Source organism: Paenibacillus sp. sgz302190 (assembly GCF_059820445.1).
Window position 1 is genome coordinate 1 of the sequence record NZ_JBZYAO010000018.1, and the last position, 25,688, is coordinate 25,688.

At 52.0% G+C, this 25,688-nt stretch carries 20 protein-coding genes; 12 read left to right on the plus strand and 8 right to left on the minus strand.

What is annotated here, in order from left to right; translation table 11 throughout:
- Positions 1-507: 507 nt before the first annotated feature.
- Both nudK and AC6RNO_RS19925 read left to right on the plus strand, forming a co-directional pair.
- Positions 508-1,458: a GDP-mannose pyrophosphatase NudK gene (gene nudK, locus AC6RNO_RS19920; protein ID WP_497106503.1), complete on the plus strand. Its 951-nt coding sequence runs from the start codon at positions 508-510 to the stop codon at positions 1,456-1,458.
- A gap of 118 nt (positions 1,459-1,576) precedes the next feature.
- Positions 1,577-2,695 (plus strand): GerAB/ArcD/ProY family transporter, encoded by a 1,119-nt coding sequence (locus tag AC6RNO_RS19925; protein ID WP_474679609.1) that lies wholly within the window; start codon positions 1,577-1,579, stop codon positions 2,693-2,695.
- Here the strand turns inward: AC6RNO_RS19925 and AC6RNO_RS19930 are convergent.
- The 4 genes from AC6RNO_RS19930 to AC6RNO_RS19945 all read right to left on the minus strand — a co-directional run bounded on the left by AC6RNO_RS19930 (position 2,684) and on the right by AC6RNO_RS19945 (position 5,997).
- Positions 2,684-2,911, minus strand: coding sequence for a hypothetical protein (locus tag AC6RNO_RS19930; protein WP_488434939.1), 228 nt, complete (start codon positions 2,909-2,911; stop codon positions 2,684-2,686). The genes AC6RNO_RS19925 and AC6RNO_RS19930 overlap by 12 nt on opposite strands.
- On the minus strand, positions 2,911-4,095 hold the full coding sequence (locus AC6RNO_RS19935) for a Ger(x)C family spore germination protein (protein ID WP_497106504.1): 1,185 nt from the start codon (positions 4,093-4,095) through the stop codon (positions 2,911-2,913). The genes AC6RNO_RS19930 and AC6RNO_RS19935 overlap by 1 nt, the downstream gene beginning before the upstream one ends.
- Complete coding sequence (locus AC6RNO_RS19940) at positions 4,092-5,642, minus strand: spore germination protein (RefSeq protein ID WP_497106505.1); 1,551 nt, start codon at positions 5,640-5,642, stop codon at positions 4,092-4,094. The genes AC6RNO_RS19935 and AC6RNO_RS19940 overlap by 4 nt, the downstream gene beginning before the upstream one ends.
- Positions 5,643-5,850: 208 nt before the next feature.
- Complete coding sequence (locus tag AC6RNO_RS19945) at positions 5,851-5,997, minus strand: sporulation protein YjcZ (protein WP_474679605.1); 147 nt, start codon at positions 5,995-5,997, stop codon at positions 5,851-5,853.
- A 347-nt stretch (positions 5,998-6,344) separates the two neighbouring features.
- On the opposite strand from AC6RNO_RS19945, the gene AC6RNO_RS19950 reads away from it, so the two are divergent.
- The 8 genes from AC6RNO_RS19950 to AC6RNO_RS19985 all read left to right on the plus strand — a co-directional run bounded on the left by AC6RNO_RS19950 (position 6,345) and on the right by AC6RNO_RS19985 (position 17,435).
- Positions 6,345-7,460 carry a glycoside hydrolase family 88/105 protein gene (locus tag AC6RNO_RS19950; RefSeq protein ID WP_488434935.1) on the plus strand — a complete coding sequence of 372 codons (1,116 nt, stop codon included), beginning with the start codon at positions 6,345-6,347 and terminating at the stop codon, positions 7,458-7,460.
- The gene (locus AC6RNO_RS19955) at positions 7,457-8,962 is read left to right on the plus strand and encodes a response regulator (protein ID WP_497106506.1); all 1,506 of its coding nucleotides are present in this window, start codon (positions 7,457-7,459) and stop codon (positions 8,960-8,962) included. The genes AC6RNO_RS19950 and AC6RNO_RS19955 overlap by 4 nt, the downstream gene beginning before the upstream one ends.
- 1 nt (position 8,963) lies before the next feature.
- Positions 8,964-10,712 carry a histidine kinase gene (locus tag AC6RNO_RS19960; RefSeq protein WP_497106507.1) on the plus strand — a complete coding sequence of 583 codons (1,749 nt, stop codon included), beginning with the start codon at positions 8,964-8,966 and terminating at the stop codon, positions 10,710-10,712.
- Positions 10,713-10,888: 176 nt separating this feature from the next.
- Positions 10,889-11,806, plus strand: a complete 918-nt coding sequence (locus AC6RNO_RS19965; RefSeq protein WP_488434932.1) for an ABC transporter permease — start codon at positions 10,889-10,891, stop codon at positions 11,804-11,806.
- A gap of 24 nt (positions 11,807-11,830) precedes the next feature.
- A complete protein-coding gene (locus AC6RNO_RS19970) occupies positions 11,831-12,712 on the plus strand; it encodes an ABC transporter permease subunit (RefSeq protein ID WP_497106508.1) in 882 nt (293 codons plus the stop codon).
- A 64-nt stretch (positions 12,713-12,776) separates the two neighbouring features.
- Positions 12,777-14,384, plus strand: a complete 1,608-nt coding sequence (locus tag AC6RNO_RS19975; protein WP_497106509.1) for an extracellular solute-binding protein — start codon at positions 12,777-12,779, stop codon at positions 14,382-14,384.
- 103 nt (positions 14,385-14,487) lie between these two features.
- Positions 14,488-15,657 carry a pectate lyase family protein gene (locus AC6RNO_RS19980; RefSeq protein ID WP_497106510.1) on the plus strand — a complete coding sequence of 390 codons (1,170 nt, stop codon included), beginning with the start codon at positions 14,488-14,490 and terminating at the stop codon, positions 15,655-15,657.
- Between the two features lie 251 nt (positions 15,658-15,908).
- A complete protein-coding gene (locus tag AC6RNO_RS19985) occupies positions 15,909-17,435 on the plus strand; it encodes an extracellular solute-binding protein (protein WP_497106511.1) in 1,527 nt (508 codons plus the stop codon).
- Positions 17,436-17,599: 164 nt separating this feature from the next.
- Here the strand turns inward: AC6RNO_RS19985 and AC6RNO_RS19990 are convergent, their stop codons facing one another.
- The 4 genes from AC6RNO_RS19990 to AC6RNO_RS20005 all read right to left on the minus strand — a co-directional run bounded on the left by AC6RNO_RS19990 (position 17,600) and on the right by AC6RNO_RS20005 (position 23,576).
- Entirely contained in the window at positions 17,600-19,516 is a 1,917-nt protein-coding gene (locus AC6RNO_RS19990) for a DUF2334 domain-containing protein (protein ID WP_497106512.1), read from the minus strand.
- 1,671 nt (positions 19,517-21,187) lie between these two features.
- Positions 21,188-21,868: an MBL fold metallo-hydrolase gene (locus AC6RNO_RS19995; protein WP_497106513.1), complete on the minus strand. Its 681-nt coding sequence runs from the start codon at positions 21,866-21,868 to the stop codon at positions 21,188-21,190.
- A gap of 85 nt (positions 21,869-21,953) precedes the next feature.
- Complete coding sequence (locus AC6RNO_RS20000) at positions 21,954-22,556, minus strand: AAA family ATPase (protein WP_497106514.1); 603 nt, start codon at positions 22,554-22,556, stop codon at positions 21,954-21,956.
- Between the two features lie 135 nt (positions 22,557-22,691).
- Positions 22,692-23,576, minus strand: coding sequence for a 3-hydroxyacyl-CoA dehydrogenase family protein (locus AC6RNO_RS20005; protein WP_488434926.1), 885 nt, complete (start codon positions 23,574-23,576; stop codon positions 22,692-22,694).
- Positions 23,577-23,846: 270 nt separating this feature from the next.
- Here AC6RNO_RS20005 and AC6RNO_RS20010 point away from each other — a divergent pair, with 270 nt between their 5' ends.
- Positions 23,847-24,749, plus strand: a complete 903-nt coding sequence (locus tag AC6RNO_RS20010; RefSeq protein ID WP_488434925.1) for a fumarylacetoacetate hydrolase family protein — start codon at positions 23,847-23,849, stop codon at positions 24,747-24,749.
- Between the two features lie 24 nt (positions 24,750-24,773).
- Positions 24,774-25,652 (plus strand): SMP-30/gluconolactonase/LRE family protein, encoded by an 879-nt coding sequence (locus AC6RNO_RS20015; protein WP_497106515.1) that lies wholly within the window; start codon positions 24,774-24,776, stop codon positions 25,650-25,652.
- The last annotated feature ends 36 nt before the right edge of the window (positions 25,653-25,688 follow it).

A 25,688-nucleotide genomic window follows, 5' to 3' on the forward strand; every position in this document is an offset into this window, starting at 1 on the left:
TCGAAGTGAGGAGCCGTATGCGTGAATTGCGCACGTACGGATCTGAGAGGGGTATGGGGCACAATCCGAGAAGGAAAGGCCCCGCCTACTCGACCAGTTTTTTTGCTCCTTCATGCGCGTCCTTGGACAATTCCTGCAATTGTGCAGGCTTTTCCCCGCGTACAAGGGTACAGATTCATTTTGATCGGAAATTCCTGCGCAATCGCAGGTATTTCGCTGAACTGGACCATTATCGGAGAAAAAGCCTGCACTTTCGCAGGCTTTCGCCCGGTCTGGCCTGGTCCGGCCCGGTCCAGTCCCAGTCCCGCATAACCTGCCAAGCCGATTCATGACCGCCCGCTGTGCAGCATCCCGCCAGTTCGTCGGAACCCCCGCGGCTCCGGTCCCCTTCCCACTGCCCTGCGCCGGGAGAGGTAACTGCGGGAACAAGCGACTGCGCCTCAAATTAGGAGCCTCCCTTGTGGCGCGACTTTCTTTAGCAAGCTGAGAGGATAAGGAGACAACGTTATGAAACCGAACATCGAAATGGTGAAAGAAGAAGTTTTATCGAACAATTGGTACGTGTTAAAGAAGCTAACCTTCAATTATCAAAAGCGTGACGGCAGCTGGGAAACACAAGCCAGAGAAGCGTACGACCGCGGCAACGGCGCCGTGATTCTGCTGTATAATCGGGACAAGCAAACCGTCATTCTGACCAGGCAATTTCGAATGCCGACTTATATGAACGGAAATGAAACCGGGATGCTTATTGAGGCTTGCGCCGGGCTGTTGGATAATGATTCGCCGGAGGATTGCATTCGCCGTGAAGCGGAAGAGGAAACCGGCTACCGGGTGACCAACGTTCACAAGGTGGGAGAGGCGTATATGTCCCCGGGCTCGGTCACCGAAATCCTATATTTCTTCGTGGCGGAATATGCTTCGCATATGCATTCGGGTCAGGGCGGAGGCATAGAGGAAGAACAGGAAGAGATTGAAGTGCTGGAGCTGCCCTTCGGGCAGGCGCTGAATATGGTGGAGAACGGTGAAATCCGTGATGCAAAAACGATTATGCTGCTGCAATACGCCCAACTGCACGGGCTGCTTCAATCCGCGACCAAGCCTGAGCAAATCCTGATAGCGGGGCCTTACCGTTCCAACACGGGAGATGACCCGGCGCTCATCGAGGCCAATATGCGGCTGATGAATGAAACGGCCCTGCGCGTTTATGAGATAGGGCACATGCCGGTCCTCGGCGAATGGTACGCCCTGCCGCTAATGGCAACGGCCGGATCGCGCCGGATCGGAGATGAAATATTCGACCGTATGTTTCACCCGTCAGCCGTCCGGCTGTTATCCCATTGCGACGCGGTTCTTAGAATAGGAGGGCCGTCCAGGGGAGCCGATGAAATGGTGAGAACCGCTGAGGCCAAGGGCAAAAAAATATACCTCGACCTGAGTGATATTCCAGTTCTAATTTAGGTATATCTGCGAACAACCGCCGTCATGAGCCGCCGCCCGCGCCCGCAGCTGTTGCAACCCTGCCGTATTGGCATAAATCAGCTTTTCCAAGGGAATAATAGGAAAAGTCCATTAAGAAATGATGTGCTACACATACGTGCAAATAAATGAAAAAATATCCGGTTATCAGCTCAGCCTGCTTTTTTTTACCTTTATCGTCTCTACGCTCATTTTATCCGTTCCGGGGATTATGGTATCCTTCGCCAAGCAAAATGCCTGGATATCCATTATCCCTGCTTCCATTACCGGGATCGTTAACATCTACGCGCTGACCGCCCTGGCGGTTCGTTATCCCGGTCTGTCGATCATTCAGTACGCATCCGCGATTTGCGGCAAGTGGATAGGGAAACTTCTCGGGTTTTATTTTATGTACTATTTGTTTTTCTTCATTTCCAGTACTGTAAACGAACATGCCGGGTTTCTTAATACCGTTCTCTTGACGTATACACCTCCCCTAGTATTGATGGTCTCTTTGCTCGCGCTGTGCGGCCTTGCCGTGATCTCTGGGATAGAGTCCATTGCGAGGTGCAATGAGGTCATTTTTCTGATCATCCTGACCCTGCTTATCCCTGTCTTTATCTTCTCCTTCCGGGATGCGGATCCTGCCCGTTTGACCCCGGTTCTTGGGGACGGGGTGATTCCGGTTATTAAAGGGGCAATCGTCCCATCCGCTTGGATGAGCCAATTTTTCTTCCTCGGTTTCTTTCTGCCTTACTTGAATGAGAAGCCGCAAACCGTTCGCAAAACATTGATGGCATCGCTAGGCGGAGTCATTGTATTAATTATGGTCATCAACGTCATGACGGTCATGATATTGGGGCCGATCACCTCCCGATTGAAGTTTGCCTTTTTGAATGTGATCAAATACACAACGATCATTGGCCCCTTGGAAAGGCTTGAAGCCATTGCTGTATCCATTTGGATTCTTGGCATTTATGTCAAGGTTTGTATGCTGCTCTTCATGTTTTGTTTAAGTACGAGCCAATTGTTCGGTATTCGCAATTACCGGCAAACTGTCGTTCCGGTCACTTTGTTATCGGCTGTCGGCTCGCTTTGGATTTTCAAAAATGCGGCTGAATTTCAGTCCTGGATTACGTTTACATATCCGATACTGGCTCTCTTTACACAAAGTTTTCTGCCGATCGTACTGCTTGCCATAGATACGATAAAAGCAAAAGTCTCGAAGCTAGGGCGATAATATCGATTTGCCGATAGATTCAAAGACGATTTTGTAAGGAATTACAAAGCTTGGAACATCGATTCCAGCAATGAGAAGGGAGCCTACAATTGCGGAAATGGACATCAATAACGCATATACGACGGCTTCCCGTTTGTCGCCCCGGCTCCATAAACGGCGAATCTGATAAATCGTGAATCCGGCCGTACAAGCCACATATCCGGCCAAAATTAACATTATTTCACAATCTCCTGTTCTTTATGCTGCAGCGAAGGGCCAATTGCTCCAGTGTTTTTTATGGTGAGGTTTACGGATACGGATATATCTGCCGTTTCAAAATATCGATCCCATTGTTTTTCAACGGTGCGCCACTTTTTGGGGTTTTTCCTGTTTAATTGCAGCCCGAACCCTACGATATCTGTCTTGAACTGGGTTTGTATTTTGCGTAAAAACGCATTCATATTTGTTTGAATCCGCTTCTCCAGAGCCTGCTTGACCATATCGATATTTTTCGGCTCGCTAATATCAAGCGAGGTATTGTTTTCAATCACATCCCCCGATCCTTTTAGATCGATATGAAATTTTAAGGTTTCCCCGCTTGAGGCAGCATCGATTTTGATTTGGCTGTCTGTCATGATAAATCCGACATTTCCTGCGCCGTCAGGCAAATCAGCGGCAATTTTGTCCGTCTTTTTGTTTTTCTTAAACCAAAGAAATTCGTGCGTCTCGGCATTGTTCAAATATCCGACCAGTTTAGACGATTTAAATACGGCAGTTTCATTGATGCGGAACAGCTTGTCCTCTCCCGCCTGCCCTGATCTGTAAAAATGATCGGGCTCCAGAACCCCTACGGTCGGACTCATGCCTTCGCTTTCCGAAGCAATCATGTAATCGCGCATAGTGACAGCCGTCCCTTCTCCCCGCAGCAGTTCCATTTCCTTCAAGGCTTCGGCAGGCACCAATTCATACGGATATTTGACTTTGAGCAAATCCTCCGCATTTTTTCCTTTAACGACAAAGATATATACATTCAAACGGTTTCTCGGTTGGCGGGAAAACGCATCGAGAATGTCTCTAAGTCCCTGTCTGGCCAAGGATTCCCCAATCAAAATGACGCTTCGGTGCGCAAAGAACAAGGTGCGGGACATTTTTTGCTGAAGTTTCTGTTCCAGATCGGTTCCATTTTTGCCAACCGCCGAAATCAGAAAAAATCGGTCCGCTTCTTTCGAAACTCCGGCTCCCGATGTCTGGGAAGAGGGTGCGGGAACAGCGATCTGAATCGTTGTCTTGATTTTGCCGTTTTCCGTCAAGTCCATACCAGTTCCCATGACGAGCCCGAGATCATTGATTTCTTTTCGATCCCAGCATCCTGTATTCAGCAGTAAAAGCAGCAGCGCCCCGATCGCTATCCATGGCTTCACTTATTCTCACTTCCTTCCTGCCGCGCAGCTTCGACGGCCTTTTCGTGAGAAGGTGCGGAGATGCCGGTACCTTTGTTGTCGGGAGTCCGCAGCCAAACATCTTTAAAGGCTCTTAACGAAAATGGCGCGATCGGCATAAAGTAAGGAACGCCAAACGATTTCAATTGAACTACATAGAGCAAAATGCCCAAAAAACCGAGTGCTACGCCGTATAGGCCCAACGATCCCGCCAAAAGAATAATTGGAAATCTCAACAATCGGACCCCGTTTGAAAAAGAAAATCGGGGGATAAGAAGAGCGGCGATACCCGTTGTCGATACGACAATAACGATGGGCGCCGAAATAAAGCCCGCTTGCACGGCTGATTGCCCAATGACAAGACCGCCTACGATGCTTACTGTCTGGCCTATAGATTTTGGCAAATGGATGCCTGCCTCACGCAGCGCTTCGAACATAATTTCCATCAATAGAGCCTCAATCATAATGGGAAAAGGTACCGGCTCCCGTGCCGAAGCGATGCTTAGCAGCAAGCTTGTCGGGATCATTTCTTGGTGATAGGACGTTACCGCAACAAAGAGGGAAGGAGCAAAAATGGCGATAAATAGAAAAATAAAACGAATCCATCTTGAGAACGTAGCTATCGGGTAACGGAGGTAGTAATCATCGCTTGCCTGTAAACCGGTCCAGAACGTGATCGGTACGATCATAACGAAAGGCGTATTGTCGACCAGTATGGCAACCCTTTTTTCCAGCAAGCTGCCAGCCACGACATCCGGCCGTTCCGTGATGTGCACATGAGGGAAGATGGGGAATTTATCGCCTATAATAAGTTCCTCGATCGTACCGGATTCCAATACTCCGTCGATGCGAATGGATTTGATTTTATTCCGCACTTGACTTACGACAGAATCATCGGCGAGTCCTTCAATATAAGCAATCAGCACCTTTGTTTCCGTTAGTGCGCCTACGGTGAAAGCCTCCATTTTAAGACGCGGGGTTCGGATGATGTTGCGAAGCAGGCTCACATTGACAGATTGTCTCTCGATAAAGCCTTCTTTTGGCCCCCGAATAACAGGTTCGGATGTGGGCTCTTCAATGGATCTGTGGATGATTTTGTTTGTTGCAAAGCAGACAGCTTTAGCCTGACCGTCGGTAAACACGGCCGCATATCCGCGCAGGACGAGCCGGATAATATCCGGCCACTTCGAAGCCGCGATCTTAATATCTGTCTGAAAAGCATTTCCGTCGCCGAGTTCCGTTAGTGCCGCAATTGGATGATGATGTTCAATAACCAGGGGGTTGAAGATTTGTTCTTTCAATTTTGTGTCGTCAACTAACGATTCGAGATAAACAATGAATTGCTTTTGAGTCTCACCCGGATGTTGAATGTATTGACAAACCAGATCCGAACATTTTTGAAACTCTTTTTTTATGAAATATTCATTTCGGATAATGTCTGCATCTAATTCTTTCTCTTCGATTTCAAGATCGGGTTCAGTGATCATCGGGGACTTGCCGGCCAGCCATTTGCGCAGCCTAATCGTCATCGCTAGAATCCTCCGCCAAACACATTTGCGATTAGAATTTGTTGCTTGTTCAGGATTTATTCGTCAATTTGGAAAAAAAGGCCATGACAATGGATTGCTCGTACCAATGCCGCATCAAGCGCAAAAAGCAATCCTTGGCGGAATGCCGCCGGATTGCTTTTTGGCTGCCGGCTGCGACGCTGGGCCGCTGCCGGCTATTAACGCTTTTTTACCAGGAGAAAGTTGTCAATACGATAACCAGCAGAATGAACAGAACCAGAATCGCTGCTGTGCTAGTACCGACTCCGACTCCGCAGCAAGAAGATCCGTAACCGCCGCCGTAACCGCCATAACCGCCGTATCCCAAAAATGCCATATCCAGTCACCCCTTTTCAAAATGGTTTGATCGGTACATTTACGCAAAAAAGAATAAGGGGTGCGATGTCGTTAACCGTGTGTGTCCAGAACGTTATTTACGAATCACCCCTTATTAAATGTACCTTCGCAGTCATTATATGAACGCAGCATTCTGAATGCTTGGATTAATAACTATGCTTTTTTTGCAAATTTCCGTGAAAGAAAAGATAGAAACGGCTGCAGGGGCAAACGCAAAAAAGTGATACGTATCGAAGAAATATGGAATGTGCGAATAGGCGGATGTCTGCTACAATGGTTTGTACAGGCTGTGCAGAGAACAATTGACGAGAAAGGAAGATGTACCCGATGTCTCAAGCTTGGTCCATACGCATGACCGATTCATTCATACGGCAGTATCCGTTGGTATCCGATATGCCTTTTCAGAGGAGAAGATGCTGGAATTATGAAAACGGTTGCATGCTGACGGCGATCGAACGCGTCTGGCGGCAGACGAAGGATGACCGTTATTTCGACTATATCCGGACAAATATGGATTTATTTATCGGGCCGGACGGCCGCATCGACACGTATCGCCTGGAAGAATACAACGTAGATCAAATCAATCAAGGAAAAGCGCTGTTCGTGCTTGACGAGCAGACCGGCGATGCGCGGTACCGCCATGCGCTGGAGCTGCTGATGACGCAGATGAAAAGCCATCCGCGGACGAGCGGAGGCGGGCTGTGGCACAAAAAAATATACCCGTACCAAATGTGGCTGGACGGCGTGTACATGACCTCTCCGTTCCTTGCGCAGTATGCCAAGACGTTCGGCGCGGCCGAATGGTTTGACGATGTGGCGCACGAGATTTTGCTGATGGAACGGGTGGCGCGCGATTCGAAGAGCGGGCTGCTGTATCACGGCTGGGACGAAAGCGGGGAGCAGCGCTGGGCCGACAAGGAATCCGGCTGCTCGCCGCACTTTTGGAGCCGGGCCATTGGCTGGTACGTCATGGCGATTGTCGACGTTCTCGACTTTTTACCGGCCGATCATCCGAAGCGGGGCATCGTGATCGGGATATTTTACCGCTTGATGGAGGCGATTGTCCGGGTGCAGGATGAGGCGTCGGGATTGTGGTATCAAGTGGCGGATCACGGGGGCCGGGAAGGCAACTATTTGGAGGCTTCGGGATCTGCGATGTTCGTCTACGCCTTGGCGAAAGGCGCAAGAAAAGGATATTTAAGCGAATCCGCGTTTGCGGCTGCGGGCAAAGGGTTCCAGGGCTTGCTGGACCGCTGCGTCGAAGAAGATTCGGACGGCAGTCTGCATGTGAATCAAATATGCAGCGTCGCCGGGCTCGGCGGAACACCTTACCGGGACGGCTCGTACGCCTATTATATTAGCGAGCCCGTACGCCGGGACGATCCCAAAGGTTTCGCGCCTTTCGTCATGGCTTGCCTGGAAATGGAGCATCGGAGGGAGTGACGTTGTTTCACATTCTCATTGCAGACGACGAATACATCGAAAGAGAAGGCATCAAGCTGTTGATCAACAAATACAAGCTGCCGCTTGCGGTGACGGAAGCCGAGAACGGCGAAGAGGCGCTGGACATTTTAGCAGCCCGCCCCATCGATATTTTGTTCACGGATATCAAAATGCCGTTCATGGACGGCCTGGAATTATGCCGCAGAGCCAGAGAACGTTTTCCGGAGCTGAAAATAATGATTTTCAGCGCTTACGGCGAGTTCGAATACGCCCAGCGGGCCATTCATTACAACATTTTTTCTTATTTGCTCAAGCCGGTTGACGTTCACGATTTCGTCAGGGAGTTTACCCATGTCATCGATTTGTGCAAAAAAGAGCAGGAGCAGACCAAGGAAACCGTGCTGCTCGAAATGATCGACAGTAAGCGTGCATCCGCCCAGCTCGCCGAGCGGTTGGCGTACGCCGGAATGGATTTCAGCGATAAGCGGACGCAAATGATTCTTGTCGATTTTGACAATAACGTGTTTGACGTCAAGCATGACGACTTCCCGGAGCGGGTCCGGGATCTCATCGCCGCCCCGTTCGAATATGCGAACTTGAACGAGAGCCAAAGCTTGCTCTTCATTTTGCATGAGGAGGGCGAGCTGAACGGGGAAGAGCAGCATCTTCTGGGCGGCAGGCTGAAGCAGCGGATAACGGAATCGTACGGGGAGCGGGTCACGCTCGTCATGGGCAGTCCGGTACAAGAGGCGCCGCAGCTTGCGGAACAATTTGAACGCATGGAGCACTTGCTGGAATACAAGTTTTTCTTTCAGGAGAGCACGGTTCTGTACATGGATGAAACTCATGGGAAAGAAGAACTGACGGATGCGATTCCGAAGCTGATGGATACGATTTATTGGCATTTGGACGCAAAAGACGATTTCGGCTTTCGCAAAGGGGTCGAGCTTTTTTTCAAAACGGTTGACGGCAGCGGGCAGCATTCGGCCATTTACATTAAATACATGTGCGTCGAGTTGGCCAAAAAAATAATGGAGAGGGCAGGGGGAGCGGACAGCAGCGAGTTTCGTGCCTGCGTGGAGGACATATTCGGCTCCAGATCTTTGACCGAGGCGAGACAGCGGCTGCTGACCGTGATGGGCATGCTGAACCGCGTGTCTGACGAGCACGGCCCGGAATTTACCAAAAAAGTCATCAAAGACATATTGAAGCTGATTGAAGAAAATTATATGTTCGACATCAGTCTGAAGTGGATCGCCGACAAGGTGTATTTGACGCAGACGTATGTAAGCTATTTGTTCAGCAAGGAAGTCGGGCAGACGCTGATCAAATATATGACGCTCGTCCGCATGCAAAAGGCCGGGGAGCTGCTCAAAAGCTCGAATATGACGATTGCCGATATTAGCGCGCAGGTAGGCTTTATGAACGATTCGTACTTTTGCAAAATTTTCAAAAACCATTACGGCATCAGTCCGGCCAAATTCAGAGAGACGAAGAGCTGATATGAGCACATTTTTGACCTACTTTCAAAATCTCAGGTTCAAGCAGAAGCTGTTCATTTCCTATATGGTCGTGTCCATCATTCCGGTTATCGTGCTCGGCGCGTTTTCCTATTATCAGGCCAGCCGTCTCCTGCTTCAGCAGGCGAAGCAAAGTCTCGACGGTTCGGTCAGCCAGATTGCGGAGACGATCAATTACCGGACAAAGCAGCATGAGTCGATCATTAATTCAATCACGCAAAACATCGTGTTCAAGCAAATTTTTATCGATAATTACGGTGACTTTCCCGTTCTGTACCGTGATTACGTCGACCCCTTTTTCAGCAATATTCTTGATTTCAACAAAGATATTTTGCAGATTTCCGTGTTTACGGACAATCCGAATATTTTGCGCGGGGAATACATTTTGCCGCTTCAGCTGACGAATGATTTGCAGTGGGCGGCCCGTCAGGCCGGCAGCAAACAAACGCAGTGGAATATCGTGAACGGCAAGCTGTTTGCCACCCGCACGTTTGCCGGCGACAATGCGCCGTCCGGAGGGAAAGCTCCGGCCGTTCTGTTTCTCAGCATTGACGCAGCCAGCATGTTCAAAGATCTGGACGAGATCAAAGCGGATGCCTACGGCGTGCTCATTGCCGACAAGCAGGGGAAAGCGGTTTTGTCCAAAAGCAATCGCATGAGCCCGGGGGTGGACGAATCTTCCGTTTTGTCGCAAAATTTGCACGATAAAATCGGCTATTTTTCGCTGGACCGGACCGAATATATGTATATTGCCGAGGACATCCCGGAGCCGGGCTGGAAGCTCGTTTATTTTACGCCGAAGAACGGCATATCCGTCGATGCCAAAAGCATCGCGAGCGCTGCGGCGCTTACCGCCGTCATTTGTTTGGCCGTGCTGTTTTTCATTATTTGGATGTTTTCCAATACGTTTGTGAAACGGATTATTCATTTGAACAAGAAGATGCTTATCGTTGAGAACGGGAATTTGAAAATCGACGTGTCCAGCCGTTCGCGCGATGAAATCGGGCAGCTGACGAACCGGTTCGGCAAAATGCTGAACAACATCAATACGCTGATCGAAGAAGTGTATCAAAGCAAAATCACGCAAAAAGAAGCTGAATTGAAAGCGCTGCAAACGCAGATCAATCCTCATTTTTTGTACAACACGCTATCGATTATTAATTGGAAGGCGCTGCAAATCGACGCGATGGAAATCAGCCGGATTACGAATACCGTTTCCCGCTTTTACCGTACGGTGCTGAACAAAGGGCGCAGCTTCATTCCCGTGAAAAATGAAATCGACAATGCCAAGGATTATATGCACATTCAGTTGATTATGCATAACAACAATTTCGATTTCGTGTGCGATGTCGACGAGGCGCTGCTGCGGTACGACATGATCAATCTCGTGTTTCAGCCGATTCTCGAAAATGCGCTCGATCACGGGATCGACAAGCTGAGAAAAGGCAGCGCGAGAGGCCGCATTCTGCTTCGCGGATACGTGGCTGGCGATGATCTGGAATTCGCCATCGAGGATAACGGGCCGGGCATGAGCCCGGAGCTGGCGGGCGAAGTGCTGACGATGAATACGACCGGCTACGGGCTAAAAAACGTGCACGACCGGATCCAGATCCGCTTCGGCCAGCCGTACGGGCTGCGAATCGAAAGTGAAGCGGGCAAAGGAACTACAGTTTATGTTGCTTTTCCGAAATATATGGCTGCAGAGACGCCTCCGCCCGGAGGCCGCCTTTGAATGCGAAGACCCCCTGCCAGCCGGGACAAAACCCGGACAGCATAGGGGTCTTTTTGCTGCCGCTGCACTGCGAACATACGTAAAAAAGTGATACGTATCGAAAAAATGTTGGATTTTTGCCGGACCGGCCATTTGCTACAATTCAATCTGTAGGGTGCAGAAAGGAGCTGAACGCAATGGATAACGGGACAACGCCCCTCATCAAGCTGATCCGCAGGGATAAGCTGCTTATTTTGATGTTTTTGCCGGTGTTTCTTTATTACTTCATTTTTTGTTATTTGCCGTTGCCGGGCATTCTCATCGCTTTTAAAAATTTTACGCCCGGGCACGGAATATTCGGAGGGGAATGGGTCGGTTTCAAATGGCTGATCCAGTTCGTCAATTCGCGGTATTTTTGGCGGCTTATGCGCAACACCTTTTTGCTCGCTTTTTACCCGCTGATCTTCGGGTTCTCCATTCCGATTTTGTTTGCGATTTGCATTGTGGAAATCAAACAGGGCCTATTCAAACGTTTTGCCCAAACGGTCACTTATTTGCCGCATTTTATTTCTACGGTCGTCGTCGCGGGCATGATCATCAACTTCCTGTCGCCGACGGACGGCATCGTCAATACGATGCTTGTGAAGCTGGGCATGGAAAAAATCAATTTCATGATGGCTCCCGAATGGTTCCGCCCGATCTTTACGGTGTCCGGCATATGGCAAAGCTTCGGCTTCAGCTCGATCATTTACATTGCCGCGATCATGGGGATCGATCAGGACATGTACGATTCCGGCAAAATCGACGGCGTGAACAAATTTCAGGAAGTGTGGCACCTCACGCTTCCGAGCCTGAAGCCGACGATCGTCATCCTGCTGCTGCTGTCCATCGGCGGCATTATGAGCGTCAATTTCGAGAAAGTGTACCTGCTGTACAACGGGGCTACCTATGAAACGGGGGATGTGATCTCCACCTACGTGTACAGGCAGGGGATCGAGTCGCAAAACTTCGGGTTCGCCACGGCCGTAGGCTTGTTCAATTCGGTCGTCAGTTTTATACTCGTTTATTTCGCCAACCAGATGAGCCGTCGTGTGAACGATATGTCACTTTGGTAGGGTGTTCGCGGAAAGGAGGCCGTTATGGTTAAATCCTGGACGGACCGGAGCTTTTATGCGCTTGTCTACGGTATAGCCATTATCGCCGTTATCGTCACTTTGTACCCTTTTATTTATGTCGTCAGCATATCGATGAGCTCCGTGGAGGCGATCGACAACAAGCTGGTCACGCTGCTGCCCGTCGATCCCAGCTTTGACGGCTACCGCATGGTGCTCGGCTATTCGGAACTGTGGCGGTCTTATTACAACACGATCTGGTATACGGTCGTAGGGACGCTGTTCAACATCGTCGCGACTTGTCTTGCGGCTTACCCGCTGTCGCGCAGGAAGTTTTTTTTGCGGAGAAAGCTCAATTTTTACATCGCTTTTACGATGTATTTTTCCGGGGGACTCATCCCGCTCTATATGGTTATCACGGAGCTCGGGCTTTACAATACGCGCTGGGCGATGGTGCTTCCCGTCCTCGTCAGCACGTTCAACGTCATGATTTTACGCTCGGCTTTCGAGGGCATCCCGAATGAAATTTTTGAAAGCGCTAATATGGACGGGGCCAAAGATTTCACTCTGCTGTTCCGCATCGCGATACCGCTTGCCAAGCCGACGCTTGCCGTGCTTACGCTGTATTATGCGGTGGCGCATTGGAACGACTTTTTCAGCGCGCTGTTGTATCTGGGCAAGCAGGAGTTGCAGCCGCTGCAAATTTTTCTCCGCAGGGTGCTCATTATGGCTTCGCCGGAAATTATGCAGAAGATGGGCGGAGAAACGGCGGCCAAGGCGCTGGCGGTTTCGACGCTGCAAGTCCGGTACGTCTCGATTGTCGTCAGCATCGTGCCGATCATTGCGATTTATCCTTTCATTCAAAAATATTTTGTGCGCGGCATCACGTTAGGGGCAGTAAAAGGGTAGCAGTGCATCCTTGCCGTATAAAGCGCAAGCGTTAGGTTAGCCATCTTAAGGAGGGTCACGAAAGATGAGAAAAAGACTAAAGAGCGCAGCGAGTTTGACGCTGATCCCGGCGCTTGCCGCCGTTCTCGCCGCAGGCTGCACGGCAGGAGGCGCCGCGAAGCAGACGGATGCGGGGGCCAGCGCGTCTTCCGCAGCGTTCACTTATACCGGGAGCGGGCCTATTGCCGACAAGCCGGGCACGCTGAAAATTTTGGCGACGAACGCCTGGACGAACAACGTCGATCTGAAGCAGGCTCCCATCGTGCAGGAAATCGGCAAGCGGGCCGGCGTAACCGTCGATTGGGAACTGCTCCCGCCGTCCACGTACAACGACGCGATCAAGCCGCGGCTTGCCGCCGGCGCGGATTTGCCCGACATCGTGTACCAGCTCGATCAGGATCAGACGATGAAGAACATCCAGGGCGGTCTGTTCAAGCCGCTGAACGAATACATCGATAAATACGGCGTCAACATCAAGAAGCTGTTTGCGAAGTATCCGGCGCTAAAGGCGAGCCTGACGACGCCTGACGGGAAAATCTACTACATCCCGCAGCTCGCCGTGACCAAAAACTACATGCCGACGTTCATGGTCAACACGAGATGGCTGGATAAAGTCGGCTTGAAAGAGCCGGCAACGCTCGACGAATTCACCGACATGCTGCGCAAATTCAAGACCGGCGATCCGAACGGCAACGGCAAACAGGACGAAATTCCGTTCTCCGTTCAGCCGAACATGCTGGGGAATGCGTTCGGTCCGGCATTCGGCCTTGATTTGGCGAATAATTTTTACGCCGACAACAGCGGCAAGGTGCATTATTCCTATTATGAACCGGCTTATAAGGAATATTTGGCTTACCTGAACGGCCTCTATAAAGAAGGGCTGCTCGAATCCGATTTTGCCAGCACGACCTCCGACCAAATTACTTCGAAAATTTCGCAAAATTTGACGGGGGTGACCTTCAATTTCAGTTGGTATACGTCGATGGTATACAGTAAGCTGTTCAAGGACTATGACCCGAACACCCCGCTTATTAAAGGCATCGCGCCGCTGAAAGGGCCACACGGCGATCGATTCTATCTGGGCAGAAATCCGATTACGGGCATATTCGGCATTTCCAAAAACGCCAAGGACCCGGAGCTTGCGTTTAAATTTCTGGACTATGCGAGCAGCGACGAAGCCAAAGAAATTTATGCCTGGGGTCTCAAGGGGCAGACCTACGATATCGTCGACGGGAAAAAGCAATTTACCGAAAAAGGAAAAGACAACGATTTTATCCAGAAGTTCGGCATCAATCCGGTCAATTTGCCCATTGAGCAGTCGGTTGAGGCGACAGATGTTTTGGTAGCTCCCTGGCACGCCAAAATCGACAAGGAGATGGAGACATATATCAAAGCTCCGTTCCCGTTCGTTTACGCGCTGCAAGAAGAGGCCAACACCGAGAATATGGTAATGCCCGATGTCACAACGTATGTGAACGAAATGAACATCAAGTTCATTACCGGCAAGGAAAGTCTCGATCAATTCGATAAATACATCAAGACGCTGAAAAGCATGGGCGTCGAGGATGTCATCAAGGGGCGTCAGGCTCAATACGATCGCTATACGGCTGCTGCTGCGGTCGGGAAAAAGTAAGGTCCCGGATAACAAGACACCACGATTCTTTTTCAATGGCCCTGGCACTGCGGGGAGGATTCGTGGTGTTTTCGTTATAAAAAAATATCAAGGAGGGAATTTCATGCATTTGAAAAGATTGTCGGCAGTTGTTTTAACGATGGTGACGGTTTGTTTTGCTTTGCTGTCGTCGGTGTCGCTCCCGAATCTGGAAATACCGAAGGCGGAGGCGGCTTCGAACACGGGAGGGTATTCGACCGCGACGGGTTCCACGGAAGCCGCCGTTACGGTCAAGACGCTGGCGGAGCTGCAAAATGCTTTTAACAACAAAAAGCATCATATCATCATCTCCGGCAATATTTATGGCGGACCGAAGCTGACGACGCTGACCTTTGCGAGCACGGACTGGAACAATACGACGATCGAGGGCGCCAGCGGCGGCGGAGCCGTGCTGCAAAACATCCAGCTGAAATTCAGCGGCGAGCTGCTGCCCACAGGCACGAACATTGAAAATATCGTGATCAAAAACATTACGTTTTACGGCAACATCGCCGATCTTCAAAACTTGAGCGGATCGGAAATTGTGCCCGGCGGCGTCGGCACCAACTATTTGGGACTTTCGTTCCGCCGCACCACCAATGTGTGGGTCGATCACTGCACGATCTACAATACGAGCGACGACCTGATGGTCATTTCGCAAAAATCCGACAATGTCACAGTGTCTTACTGCCATTTCTATTTCACGGCGAGCTGGATGAACATGAATCCGAATCCGAAGTGGAGCTGGATTTCCGGCAGCTATCAGGATCTGGCGTCGGAGCGCATTGCGATGGTGATAGGCTCGAATGCCAGCGATTCCTATACGAACGGAGGCAACAAGCTGCACGTCACGATGCACCATAACTGGTTCGGGCCGTATATGAAAGGGCGCCCGCTCATGCGCGGATTTGTCCATCTGTACAACAATTACTTCGACAACAGTACGACGCCGAGCGGAACGAATTCGCAGGGCTCTTCGCAGGCACAGTACAACGCCAACCAGATCGGCAGCGGCAGCGTCATTTATTCGGAAAGCAATTATTTCTACAAAACGAATCAGAGCAATCAGATCGGCCTTGACAGCTCCTCCGATCCCTATAAGTTCTACGAGCGGAATAATACTTATAATGCGACCGCCGGCACTTCGGCAGCGGGCGCTTCGTTCCCGGGCTCGCTTCCGTTCTCATACAGCTACACGCCGGATTCGGCCGGCAGCGTGCCGAACCTCGTTCAAGCGAACGCCGGCCCGCATTGATGAGCAGCCGCAGCAGTCCCGTTACGGGGCCGCTGCGGTTTCCCTTGTTCCGATGGGGCGTGATGGCGGTTTCATAAAGCGCGGCCATGAGTTAGAATGGAGCTTGGAGTCTGTCCGATGAACCAGGTAGAAGGTATATGTATGCAAAATGACAATAACTCCGTCGGACAGACTCCTTGGAGACGATTAGGCGGGCAGCCTTGCAGCCATTTTGTGCAAACGGTTTCAAATAGGCGGAAGGAGAGACTCGGATGAAGAAAATCATGTATACTGCCCTTTTGTTAACGCTGGTTGCGGTTGCAGCCGCCGCCATAGTCCGCTATGCGCAAAGAGGCAGCGGCCAACCTCCTATGGAGCAGGCGTCGCCGGCCATGCAGCCGACTACGCTCAAACTGCTGCTGCCGCTTGAAAAGCCCGCCGCCCAGGACGAAGTGATGGAGGCGGTCGAACGGAAATTGGCCAAGGACGGCCTGCCTATCAAGCTGGAATTCACCTTTATCCCGTACGATCAATACTGGAATAAAGAATGGCTCATTGCGGCGAGCGGCGAACCGTACGATTTGGCTTTAACCGCCTATTCCAACATTTCCGATTTCGTTTCCAAAAAAGTGCTGGCTCCTTTGGACGGCGCCCTGGCTCATTATGGGCACGAAATTGTCCAAAACACGCCCGATTACGCTTTTCAAGGCGTTACGATCAACGGCCGCATTTACGGAATTCCAAGAGTGATGCCGATTTCCGAATTTCAAAGCTTTGTGCAAATCAGGGGCGATTTGCGAAAAAAATACGGCCTGCCCGAAATCAGGACGGCGGCGGATATGGATGCGTATTTGGAGACGATTGCCAAGAGCGAGCCGGGAATTACGCCCTACTTTTACGACACGGGGCGGTTTCTTCTGAGGGAATACGGCGATGTGGCTTTTTTTGCAGGCAGTTACCTCAATGCTCCCGTATATATCGACCCGGCGGATCCGCAGTTGAAGGTAAGAAACACGTATGAATCGGACTTTTTCCGCAGCATCATGGGCAAAATGCACGAATGGCAGCATAAGGGGTACATTCCTTACGGCCCATCCGACACTTCGCAGTACCCGGACCCCGAGGCGGCTTTTAACGGAGGGCATATCGCAACTACGTGGAGCGTCGTATTGAAGCAGACCGAGCGAATCGATGCTTTCAAAGCGGCGAACCCGGACGGCGAGCTGGAAAACGTGTATTTGCACCCGGAAAAGCCGAAATACATGTTCACTGGAGCGGATAACATTCTTTCCGTTTTTTCCACCAGCAGGCACGTGAACGAAGCGGTAGCTTTTGTCAACTGGATTAGGAGCAGCCAGGAAAACTACGACCTGTTCAGCTACGGAATCGAGGGCGTCAATTACCGGTTGAAAGACGGAGCCATCGACTATGACGGGATAGCCCCGGAGCACCGGTACAATCCGATCAGTTGGGCGTGGAACGATATCCGATTCGAGCGTTTCAGCAAATACATTTCGCCGGAATATGCCGGACAGCTGCGCAACTGGGATAAGGAAGCGGCGGCTTCCCCGACGCTGGGCTTCGTGCCGGATCTGGCGCCGATCAAATCCGAGATCGCCCAGCTGAACGTCATCATAGCGGAGTACTTGCCCCGGCTTTATGACGCGAATGTCGACTGGGACCCCACGATGGAAAAATTTAGAGCGAAGCTCAAAGACGCAGGCATCGAACACGTCATCACCGAGATTCAACGGCAGTTCGACGCCTACAGAGCCGATAAACGCGCGAAAGCGAAGTAGCTCCCGGCGCGCGGAGCGGTGCGTCGCAAGAGGGAGGGAGCCGTGCAGCTCCCGGCGCGCGGAGCGGCGTCGCAAGAGGGAGGGAGCACGCAACTCCCAGGCGCAGCTCCCGGCACATGGTGCGGCGTCGCATGACGGCGGTCGACCACATGCGGGCCGGGCCGTCATTGGTCTTTGCTTTGAAAGGACAAGGCTACGTCCATGAAGCCGTCTTTATTTCCGATGATCGCCACATCGGTTTTCCCGTTTTCATCAAAATCGGCGACAACCATGCGCCCGTCCGCTTTCCCCCAAGGCCCGAACGAGGATAAAAACTTATACTCATTATCGTCCGTCTGGAGGTACACGGCCGTTTTGAGGTGAGCCGGGTCCCACCGCAAAATATCCTCTTTGCCGTCCCCGTTGAAATCGCCGAATCGCAATTGACCGTAATCGGTCGGGATATTCAATTGCGTTTTTTTCGTTTTCCACTCCATGGCCGCCGGGTCAAAATCGATCTGTAATCCTTGTGAAGAATCTTTTTTTCCTATAAAAATGGACTGCCCTCCTGTTTTGTTCCCGTTTCTGACCAATAATTCCTTGGTTGAATCGGATTTGAACAGGTACGGTTTGATCGGTTTCACCGTTCCGTTGTGCACGTAAACCCCCAACAGCCGTTTTTGATCCTGAGACAGTCCGGCCAGCACGCAGTCGCCGCCCGGCATCCGCAGCTCGTTCAAAGCCGTCCAGCGTTCGGCCGGAATCGTCCATGTGCGGTTGAGAACGAATATCCCCCCGTCCGAAGCATAGCTTTCCAGCTTGCCGTTCGGATGAACGACCCACAGCCCTTTTTTCCTGACGCCGTTCGTGCCGTTAAGCGTCAATGCGGCGCCGTTCGCGTAAGCGATCGTCGCCCATGCTTGCGGCGCAGGTTGGACTGCGTTCCGCGCTGTATTAAACTGAGCACTCGTTACCATAACTTGGCCTGATTGCCGATTCCATGCAACGATATCCGCCTGGCCCCTTCCCGCGACATCCCCAATTTGCAAATTCGCCGGTTGGTCGTGCCCGACCTCGACGCGCTGTGCCGGAGTGAAGGGAACATAATCGTGAATGGAATAAAATTGATAATTTAAGGACGACAGTCGGACGAGCAGCTTTTGCAGCGTGCTTTTATTTTCCGCCGGGTATTTGTACTCGGGCAAGCCGTCCCGGATAACGGGCGATCCTTTGCCGTCGACAACCGGAACCAAATATTTGAATTCAAGAAAGGGATGATAAAAAAATGAATTGATCCGGTTCGTTTTACCTAATTGCTTTAAAATGACATTCTCGTTTTTATTGTCGGCAATATAGGTCATCGGTGTCGGGACGTGGACAGACCCCAGGGATGGAGCGCCGTATCCTGTGTTGGCATCGTTTTCGTATTGGGCGGCAGGAGGGTCGGGGTTGAGCTTCATGTCCGGCTGATAAAGCAGGCCGAAATAAGCCCGGAAAACCCGGTCCTGCTCCGGAACCGTATGATAATGGGGAGCCTCCCAAAATTCGGGAGCAAAGCCGGCACGCTGAAAAATGCGGAGACCTTCGTTCACGCGCTCTTCGGCGAATGCCGTTGTCGCCGTTTCCGGCAGCCCGGTTACGTTGAACTCGTTGCCGAGCCCCGAAGCGTGCTGACCGTCGTCCCGGCGCGTTTCGCCCGCCTGATGCGTATATCCGTGCATGCCCAGGGCTGCGCCGTTTCGAACCGCTTGTGACAGGAGCTTGTTGAAGGATTGTATATATGGCAGATCCATCTGATCCAAAGATCGGTCATAACGTGAGCCGTCCTGCGAAAAATTAAGCCACCTGGGGATAACCGCCAAGCTGTAATGAACGTGCTGCTGCTGCAAAAACTCCAAAACAGTCCTCAGCTTGCCCAAACCGTCCGGCGTTGCGTAGTAGCCCCCTGGACCGATATCTTCCAGCCGCATTAAAACAAAACGCGGGTTATATTCCGCTCCCTCGGCTGTAATCAATTGATACACCCCGATGAAAATGCATAGCGAAATCATCCCGGACAGCGCGTATCGAATCCACTGATTTTTGCTTATTAAAAACCTCATAAGGGGCTCCCTTCACGTTGCAAATCCAAGATCAATACTATATTAACAGAAAATTAGTTCTATGAGACTACTTCCCTCCGCAAATCTTGCGAAAAATTTAATAGGGCTGTCCCACCAGCAGCCCCTGACGTCAGACAAGCCGGCTTTATTGCAAAAAAGGCGGTGGAAGGCGGAGTAGAACGAGCATCGGGCGGGGGAAAAGCATTCAGCGTCCGGCTGCGTAATCATGTAAGGGGGGCGTGCTAGTGAGTGTCATGTAGGAAGCGTCGAGCGTGGAGTGTCGTGTAGGTAGCATGAGTGGTGGGGACATGCAGGGGGTGTAATGAGCGTCGAGCAGGTGGGCTGGGGAGTGTCATACAGGAAGCATCGAGTAGGGGGTGATTTGTAGGGCGACATGTAGGGGCGTTCAGGGAGTGTCATGCAGAAGCTTCGTGCGTGGAGTATCGCATAGGTAGCATCGAGTAGTAGGTGACATGCTGGGAGTGTCGATCAGGGTGGCGAGTAGGGGGGGCGTCGTGCAGGGAGTGTGGTGTAGGTAGAGCATCGAGTAGTGGGTGACATGCAGGGAGTGTCGATCAGGGTGGCGTGTAGGGGGCGTCGTGCAGGGAGTGTGGTGTAGGTAGAGCATCGAGTAGTGGGTGACATGCAGGGAGTGTCGATCAGGGTGGCGTGTAGGAGGGGCGTCGTGCAGGGAGTGTGGTGTAGGTAGAGCATCGAGTAGTGGGTGACATGCAGGGAGTGTCGATCAGGGTGGCGTGTAGGAGGGGCGTCGTGCAGGGAGTGTGGTGTAGGTAGAGCATCGAGTAGTGGGTGACATGCTGGGAGTGTCGATCAGGGGGGGGCGTGTAGGTAGAGCATCGAGTAGGAGGTAACATGCAAAGAGCGTCGTGTGGGGGGGCGAGTAGGGTGAGCAAGGGGTATCGAGTGCCGAGCTAAAGCACCTATCATCCCTGCGGAACACCGCGGGATGATTATTTTTGCCGCGCATAGACGGTGCGGCCGTTTGTGGAGCGGCTTGGCGCCCACAAAACCTGCAAAAGTGCAGGAATTTTCTAAGGTGGCGGCACTTTTGGAGGAAAAGCCTGCGAAAGTGCAGGAATTTCCGAGCACAAGGGGGTTTAGGCAGAAATTTGGCGAAAAAACCTGCACATTTGCAGGAATTGTTCGAAGCAGGGCCTTTCAAGCGCAAAAACCTGCACTTTTGCAGGCTTTCTGCGCGTAGCCGGTGATTTTTAGCGAGAGGGAGAGTGGAGAGTCGCCATGGTCCGTGTTGGTTGAGCGAGGGGCCGACCGACCCAACGGGTCGAGACGTTCGAGCAAGAGGCCGCGCGACCCCTGCGGGATGAGCCGGTCGAGTAAGAGGCCGCCGACCCCCACGTGCAGAGCCGGTCGAGCAAGAGGCCGCCGGCCCCCACGTGCAGAGCCGGTCGAGCAAGAGGCCGCCGGCCCCCGCGGGCCGAGCCGGTCGGGCAAGAGGCCGCCGGCCCCCATGGGCCGAGCCGGTCGAGCAAGAGGCCGCCTGCCCCCGCGGGTCGAGACGTTCGAGCAAGAGGCCGCGCGACCCCTGCGGCCCGCAGCGCAAGCTCGGGCGCACCACGGACGCTCCCGCAAAAAAAGACGCCGCAGTCCCGCTTGCGCAGTGGTACTGAAGGCGTCTTTTGTCGGCCGGGATTATTGGCCGGCTGCTCCGCTTGCAATTTCGGCGAGGCGTTCCTTGATCCGCTCCGTGCATACGCCGCCGTGGTAGGAGATCGTGGCTTCGATGTCGAAATCGAGCAGTTTCGCTACGGATTGCAGCGCGGTCTCCATGTCCGGCGTAAAGGCCTGGTTGGGCGGCATGAGCACACCGTCAAGCGATGTCAGCGCATCCCCGGTAATAAGCGTTTTGCTTGGTATATGGTACAAAGAGATATGATCCGGCGTATGGCCTGGTGTGAAAATGACTTGAATGCCGCCGCAATAAGGGAGCATGTCGCCGTCCTGTAAAGCGACATCAACTGTTGAAGGCGGCACGATGATTCCTCTCTTGATCAAAGGCTTTTCCCCCGACAAGAAAGGCTTCGCCAGCTCGTGCGCAAGCACTTCCACCCGTCCTTCCGCAGCCGCGATCAAATCGGGCAAGCTGCCGATATGGTCCAAATCGTGGTGGGTGATGATGATTTTCGTCAGTTTTTCGAAAGGGACGGATTCCTGCGCCAACGTACGGCGAATAAGGTCCAGTTGACCGGGAATGCCCGTGTCCACAAGGATCGTTTCGTTCTCGTCCCACAGCAAAGCCGCATGCACGACAAACGGATTCCCGCCGGCGTCCATCTCCAATTTTACCGCTTTAATTCCCGTATTTCCCGACAACCTCAACACCTCCGGCTTAATTTGAAAGATTCGTGAACGTCAAGACCTGCACTCTCTTTCATTATAAAGACCGGATCGCCGGTTATCAATTTGTCCCGTCTTCAGCGCCGTAAACAAACCGTTCGACTGCCGAAAGCTTGTCCGGGGACAGCGGTCCCGAATTATCGAAATAAAGAATGGAAGAGGCCGGCAGCTTCCACCGGATATCCCGGCGGACGAGAGAGCGGCTGAAATCGCTCCAGTTGTCCAGCTTCCACACGTCGATGACAAGCCCTCTTTCCTGAATGCGCCTGCGGTACGACTCTTCGTCGGGGAGAAAGACGAATACCGCTTTAGCGTCCGTATCGTCAGGCGACATTCCCGCTTGGGCGAGTTCGTTCGCCAGCCACAAGGGATCTTCCGTTTCCTTGGTGAAGGGCCCGACGACGAAAGCGTCCACGCCGAGCTGCACATTTTCCAGTGCGGCGTCCATCGTGATGCGGTAGCCCAAATCGCGGCAGTAGGTTTTGTAGACGGGAGAATCCCGGTCGTTCGGGTCCTGCCCCGACAAGGTCATGACCGTTTCCGCGGCAGGTCTGAGCAAGGTGTCCATATCGAAAAAAGCCGCGCGGCGCTTGGCCGCAAGCGCTTTGGCGAGCGTCGTTTTCCCCGCTCCGGCAGGGCCCAAAAAAAATACGATTTTGCGCATGTGCAGCCTCCATCGAATCCGGCGCCATTTGTGATGAATGGCGTTTTATGTCTAATTATAAACCGGCTTCAGCCACTGTCAAACGAAGCGCGATCACTATCGGTTTTGATTGAAGCTCCGGCCCTCATGTTTTTTTTATGGCTTGCGTACCTCAAGGATCTTGCCGAGCAATTGCTCCCTGGAGGGGGAAACTGTCGCGCTATCGTGGTGTTCGTAAAACCCTCGGCCGCTCTTGGCCCCCAGATTTCCGGCTTGAACGAGAGATTGCAAGAGAGCAGGCGGCTCCGATGCTTGAGACAGCACGGGGAATAACTGCTCCGTTACTTTCAGCCAAACATCGAGTCCGCCGTAATCCGTGATCTCGAAGGGACCGTTTATTGCCCAGCGAAGTCCAATCCCCTCTTTCACAGCGGTATCGATTTGATCGACGGTTGCAGCACCTGTCTGCAGCAGGTGGAGCGCTTCCCGGAGAAGTGCGGCTTGCAGCCTGTTGGCAATAAATCCGGGAATATCCGATTTCAGGATTATCGGAACTTTATTGCAGTCTCTTAGAAGGTCATACACTTCGCTCAGGAGACTTTCGCGGGTTTGGGGAAGCCCGACCAATTCCACCAACGGGATGACGGCAGCGGGATTGAAGAAATGCATGATCACCAGGCGATCGGCGAAAGGCACCTTGCCCGCCAAACTTTCCAAACTGAAGGACGATGTATTGGAGGCGACGATCGCGACCGGGTTGATGACGGAAGCAATCTGTTGATACATTGCGATTTTGAGCTCAAAATGCTCCGGGATGCATTCCACGATGAGATCCGCCCCGCGAACCGCTTCATTCAGGTTGGAGTTAAATTGGATATCGTGCTCTTCCGATGCAAGCCGAATTTTCTCTTGGGCGGCCAGAAGGGCAGAGGGGTAAGGGTCATGCAGGACAATCCGATGCCCGCAGTCTCCGAATACCTGTGCAATGCCGCATCCCATTGTTCCCGCGCCAAGAACGGTAATTTGCCAACGTTTTTTCATCGCTTTCCCTTCTTTTTCGTTAATATGGATGTAAAACACAATTGTAAGCAGTCATGATTCTTGAAGATTATTGTAAACGGTCTCATACTACTAGGTAAAATGCAAATATGGTATATCTATTATTTGATTTTGGAATAAATCGAAAGGGTTTGGTCGTAGAGGGGATGATTGGTCAGACGATTATCGAAAAGTGATTTACAAGATATTTCCTGTATGTTATGTTTGAAATGAAACATTGGTTTTATTCAATAAAACATGATGGGGGTCGTTATGAAGTTACTGACTTTTTTTAAGGACCGGGAACAGCATTTTGGTGTTCATACCGGAAAAGGCGTGCTCGATGTTTCGGGAGCGATCGAGATGGCTTCCCGGGATAACCTCGTCCCTCGGACGATCATGGAGGCGATCGAGGGCGGGGCGGAAGCGCTGGACAATCTCCGGCAGTTCGTCGAGCGGATTCTCATTGATGAGGAGCGATCCTCGCTGCTGCTTGACGAAGCCGATTTAACGATGGGACCTTGTGTGACGCATCCGGGTAAAATCATCTGCGTAGGTCTCAATTACCGGAAGCATGCGGAAGAATCGAAAATGGCGATCCCTCAGTACCCGATCCTGTTCAACAAGTTCAACAATTCGCTTACCGGTCACGGGGCTGATGTCGCGCTGCCCAAAGTGTCTGCCAAAGTGGATTACGAAGCGGAGCTCGCGATCGTCATCGGCAAAACAGCGAAATATGTGCCGAAGGAATCCGCGCTCGATCACGTTTTCGGTTACTGCTGCGTCAACGATTTGTCCGCACGCGATCTGCAAATGCGCACAAACCAGTGGCTCCTCGGGAAGTCGTGCGACGGATTCAGCCCGCTCGGGCCGTATCTCGTTACTGCCGATGAAGTCGGCAATCCGAACGACCTGGCGATCCGGAGCATCGTCAACGGTGAACTGCGGCAAAGCTCCAACACCTCCGATATGATCTTCTATTGTGACGAGATCGTCAGTTACATCTCGCAGCACATGACGCTTCTACCTGGCGATATTATCCTCACCGGAACGCCGGAAGGCGTCGTTCTCGGTTATCCGGAAGAGAAGCAGGTGTGGCTGAAAGACGGGGATACGGTGACCGTCGAAATCGAGAAGCTGGGCTCGCTGACGAACAGGATGGTTGCGGAAGCTTGATGAAGAACAGGGAGGAGAAGGATTTTGGATACTTGTCTGGAACTGGTTGCAGCCGGCAGAGCGATGCTCGGGGAAGGGCCTTGTTGGGATGCCGAAAACCGGATTCTGTATTGGGTCGATATTACGGGCAAAAAGCTTTTTACCTATGATCCGCTTACCGGTATCCGTCATGAAACCGAATTTGACCGCTTTATCGGGGCGGCCGTTCCGAGGACTAGCGGCGGGCTGATTTTGGCTATGCAAGATGGATTTCATGCGTTCGATCCGAAAAGCGGTGTCCTGACAAAGCTGTGCGATCCCGAAGCCCACTTGCCGGACAATCGCTTCAATGACGGGAAATGCGATGCCCTCGGAAGGTTTTGGGCTGGAACGATGAGTATGAAGGGCGAGAAGGAGTCCGGAACTTTATATTGTCTGGAGACAGATTTGAGCGTTAGAGCGGTCGTCGGCCAAGTCGGCATTTCCAACGGGATCGGCTGGAGCCCGGACAACACAATCATGTATTTTATCGATTCGGGGACGAAGCTGGTTTCGGCATTTGATTTTGATTTGCCTGCAGGAACGGTAAGCAACCGGCGGACGGTTGTGACGATTCCGGAGGGCGACGGACTACCGGACGGCATGACCGTCGATGCGGACGGAATGATATGGATCGCGCATTGGGGAGGGAGCAAAGTTTCCCGATGGAATCCTTACAACGGCGAGCTTCTGGAGACTGTCCCTGTACCGGCATCGCTCGTCACATCATGCGCGTTCGGCGGCGAGAAGCTGGATGAATTGTTTATCACGACGGCAACAGAAGGGCTGGATGATCAGACCTTGCGCGGGCAACCGCTTGCCGGAGGATTGTTCAGGCTTAGGACACATGTAAAAGGATTGCCGGCCAACCGTTTCGGAGGGTAATCACATAAGCAAGAGGACATGCAGGACATTCCGCTG

Excerpts from the sequence above, each read along its gene's own strand:
- nudK (WP_497106503.1), top strand. The coding sequence starts at position 508 with ATGAAACCGAACATCGAAATGGTGAAAGAAGAAGTTTTATCGAACAAT.
- AC6RNO_RS19925 (WP_474679609.1), top strand. The coding sequence starts at position 1,577 with ATGATGTGCTACACATACGTGCAAATAAATGAAAAAATATCCGGTTAT.
- AC6RNO_RS19930 (WP_488434939.1), bottom strand. The coding sequence starts at position 2,911 with ATGTTAATTTTGGCCGGATATGTGGCTTGTACGGCCGGATTCACGATT.
- AC6RNO_RS19940 (WP_497106505.1), bottom strand. The coding sequence starts at position 5,642 with ATGACGATTAGGCTGCGCAAATGGCTGGCCGGCAAGTCCCCGATGATC.
- AC6RNO_RS19945 (WP_474679605.1), bottom strand. The coding sequence starts at position 5,997 with ATGGCATTTTTGGGATACGGCGGTTATGGCGGTTACGGCGGCGGTTAC.
- AC6RNO_RS19950 (WP_488434935.1), top strand. The coding sequence starts at position 6,345 with ATGTCTCAAGCTTGGTCCATACGCATGACCGATTCATTCATACGGCAG.
- AC6RNO_RS19960 (WP_497106507.1), top strand. The coding sequence starts at position 8,964 with ATGAGCACATTTTTGACCTACTTTCAAAATCTCAGGTTCAAGCAGAAG.
- AC6RNO_RS19965 (WP_488434932.1), top strand. The coding sequence starts at position 10,889 with ATGGATAACGGGACAACGCCCCTCATCAAGCTGATCCGCAGGGATAAG.
- AC6RNO_RS19970 (WP_497106508.1), top strand. The coding sequence starts at position 11,831 with ATGGTTAAATCCTGGACGGACCGGAGCTTTTATGCGCTTGTCTACGGT.
- AC6RNO_RS19975 (WP_497106509.1), top strand. The coding sequence starts at position 12,777 with ATGAGAAAAAGACTAAAGAGCGCAGCGAGTTTGACGCTGATCCCGGCG.
- AC6RNO_RS19980 (WP_497106510.1), top strand. The coding sequence starts at position 14,488 with ATGCATTTGAAAAGATTGTCGGCAGTTGTTTTAACGATGGTGACGGTT.
- AC6RNO_RS19985 (WP_497106511.1), top strand. The coding sequence starts at position 15,909 with ATGAAGAAAATCATGTATACTGCCCTTTTGTTAACGCTGGTTGCGGTT.
- AC6RNO_RS19990 (WP_497106512.1), bottom strand. The coding sequence starts at position 19,516 with ATGAGGTTTTTAATAAGCAAAAATCAGTGGATTCGATACGCGCTGTCC.
- AC6RNO_RS20000 (WP_497106514.1), bottom strand. The coding sequence starts at position 22,556 with ATGCGCAAAATCGTATTTTTTTTGGGCCCTGCCGGAGCGGGGAAAACG.
- AC6RNO_RS20005 (WP_488434926.1), bottom strand. The coding sequence starts at position 23,576 with ATGAAAAAACGTTGGCAAATTACCGTTCTTGGCGCGGGAACAATGGGA.
- AC6RNO_RS20010 (WP_488434925.1), top strand. The coding sequence starts at position 23,847 with ATGAAGTTACTGACTTTTTTTAAGGACCGGGAACAGCATTTTGGTGTT.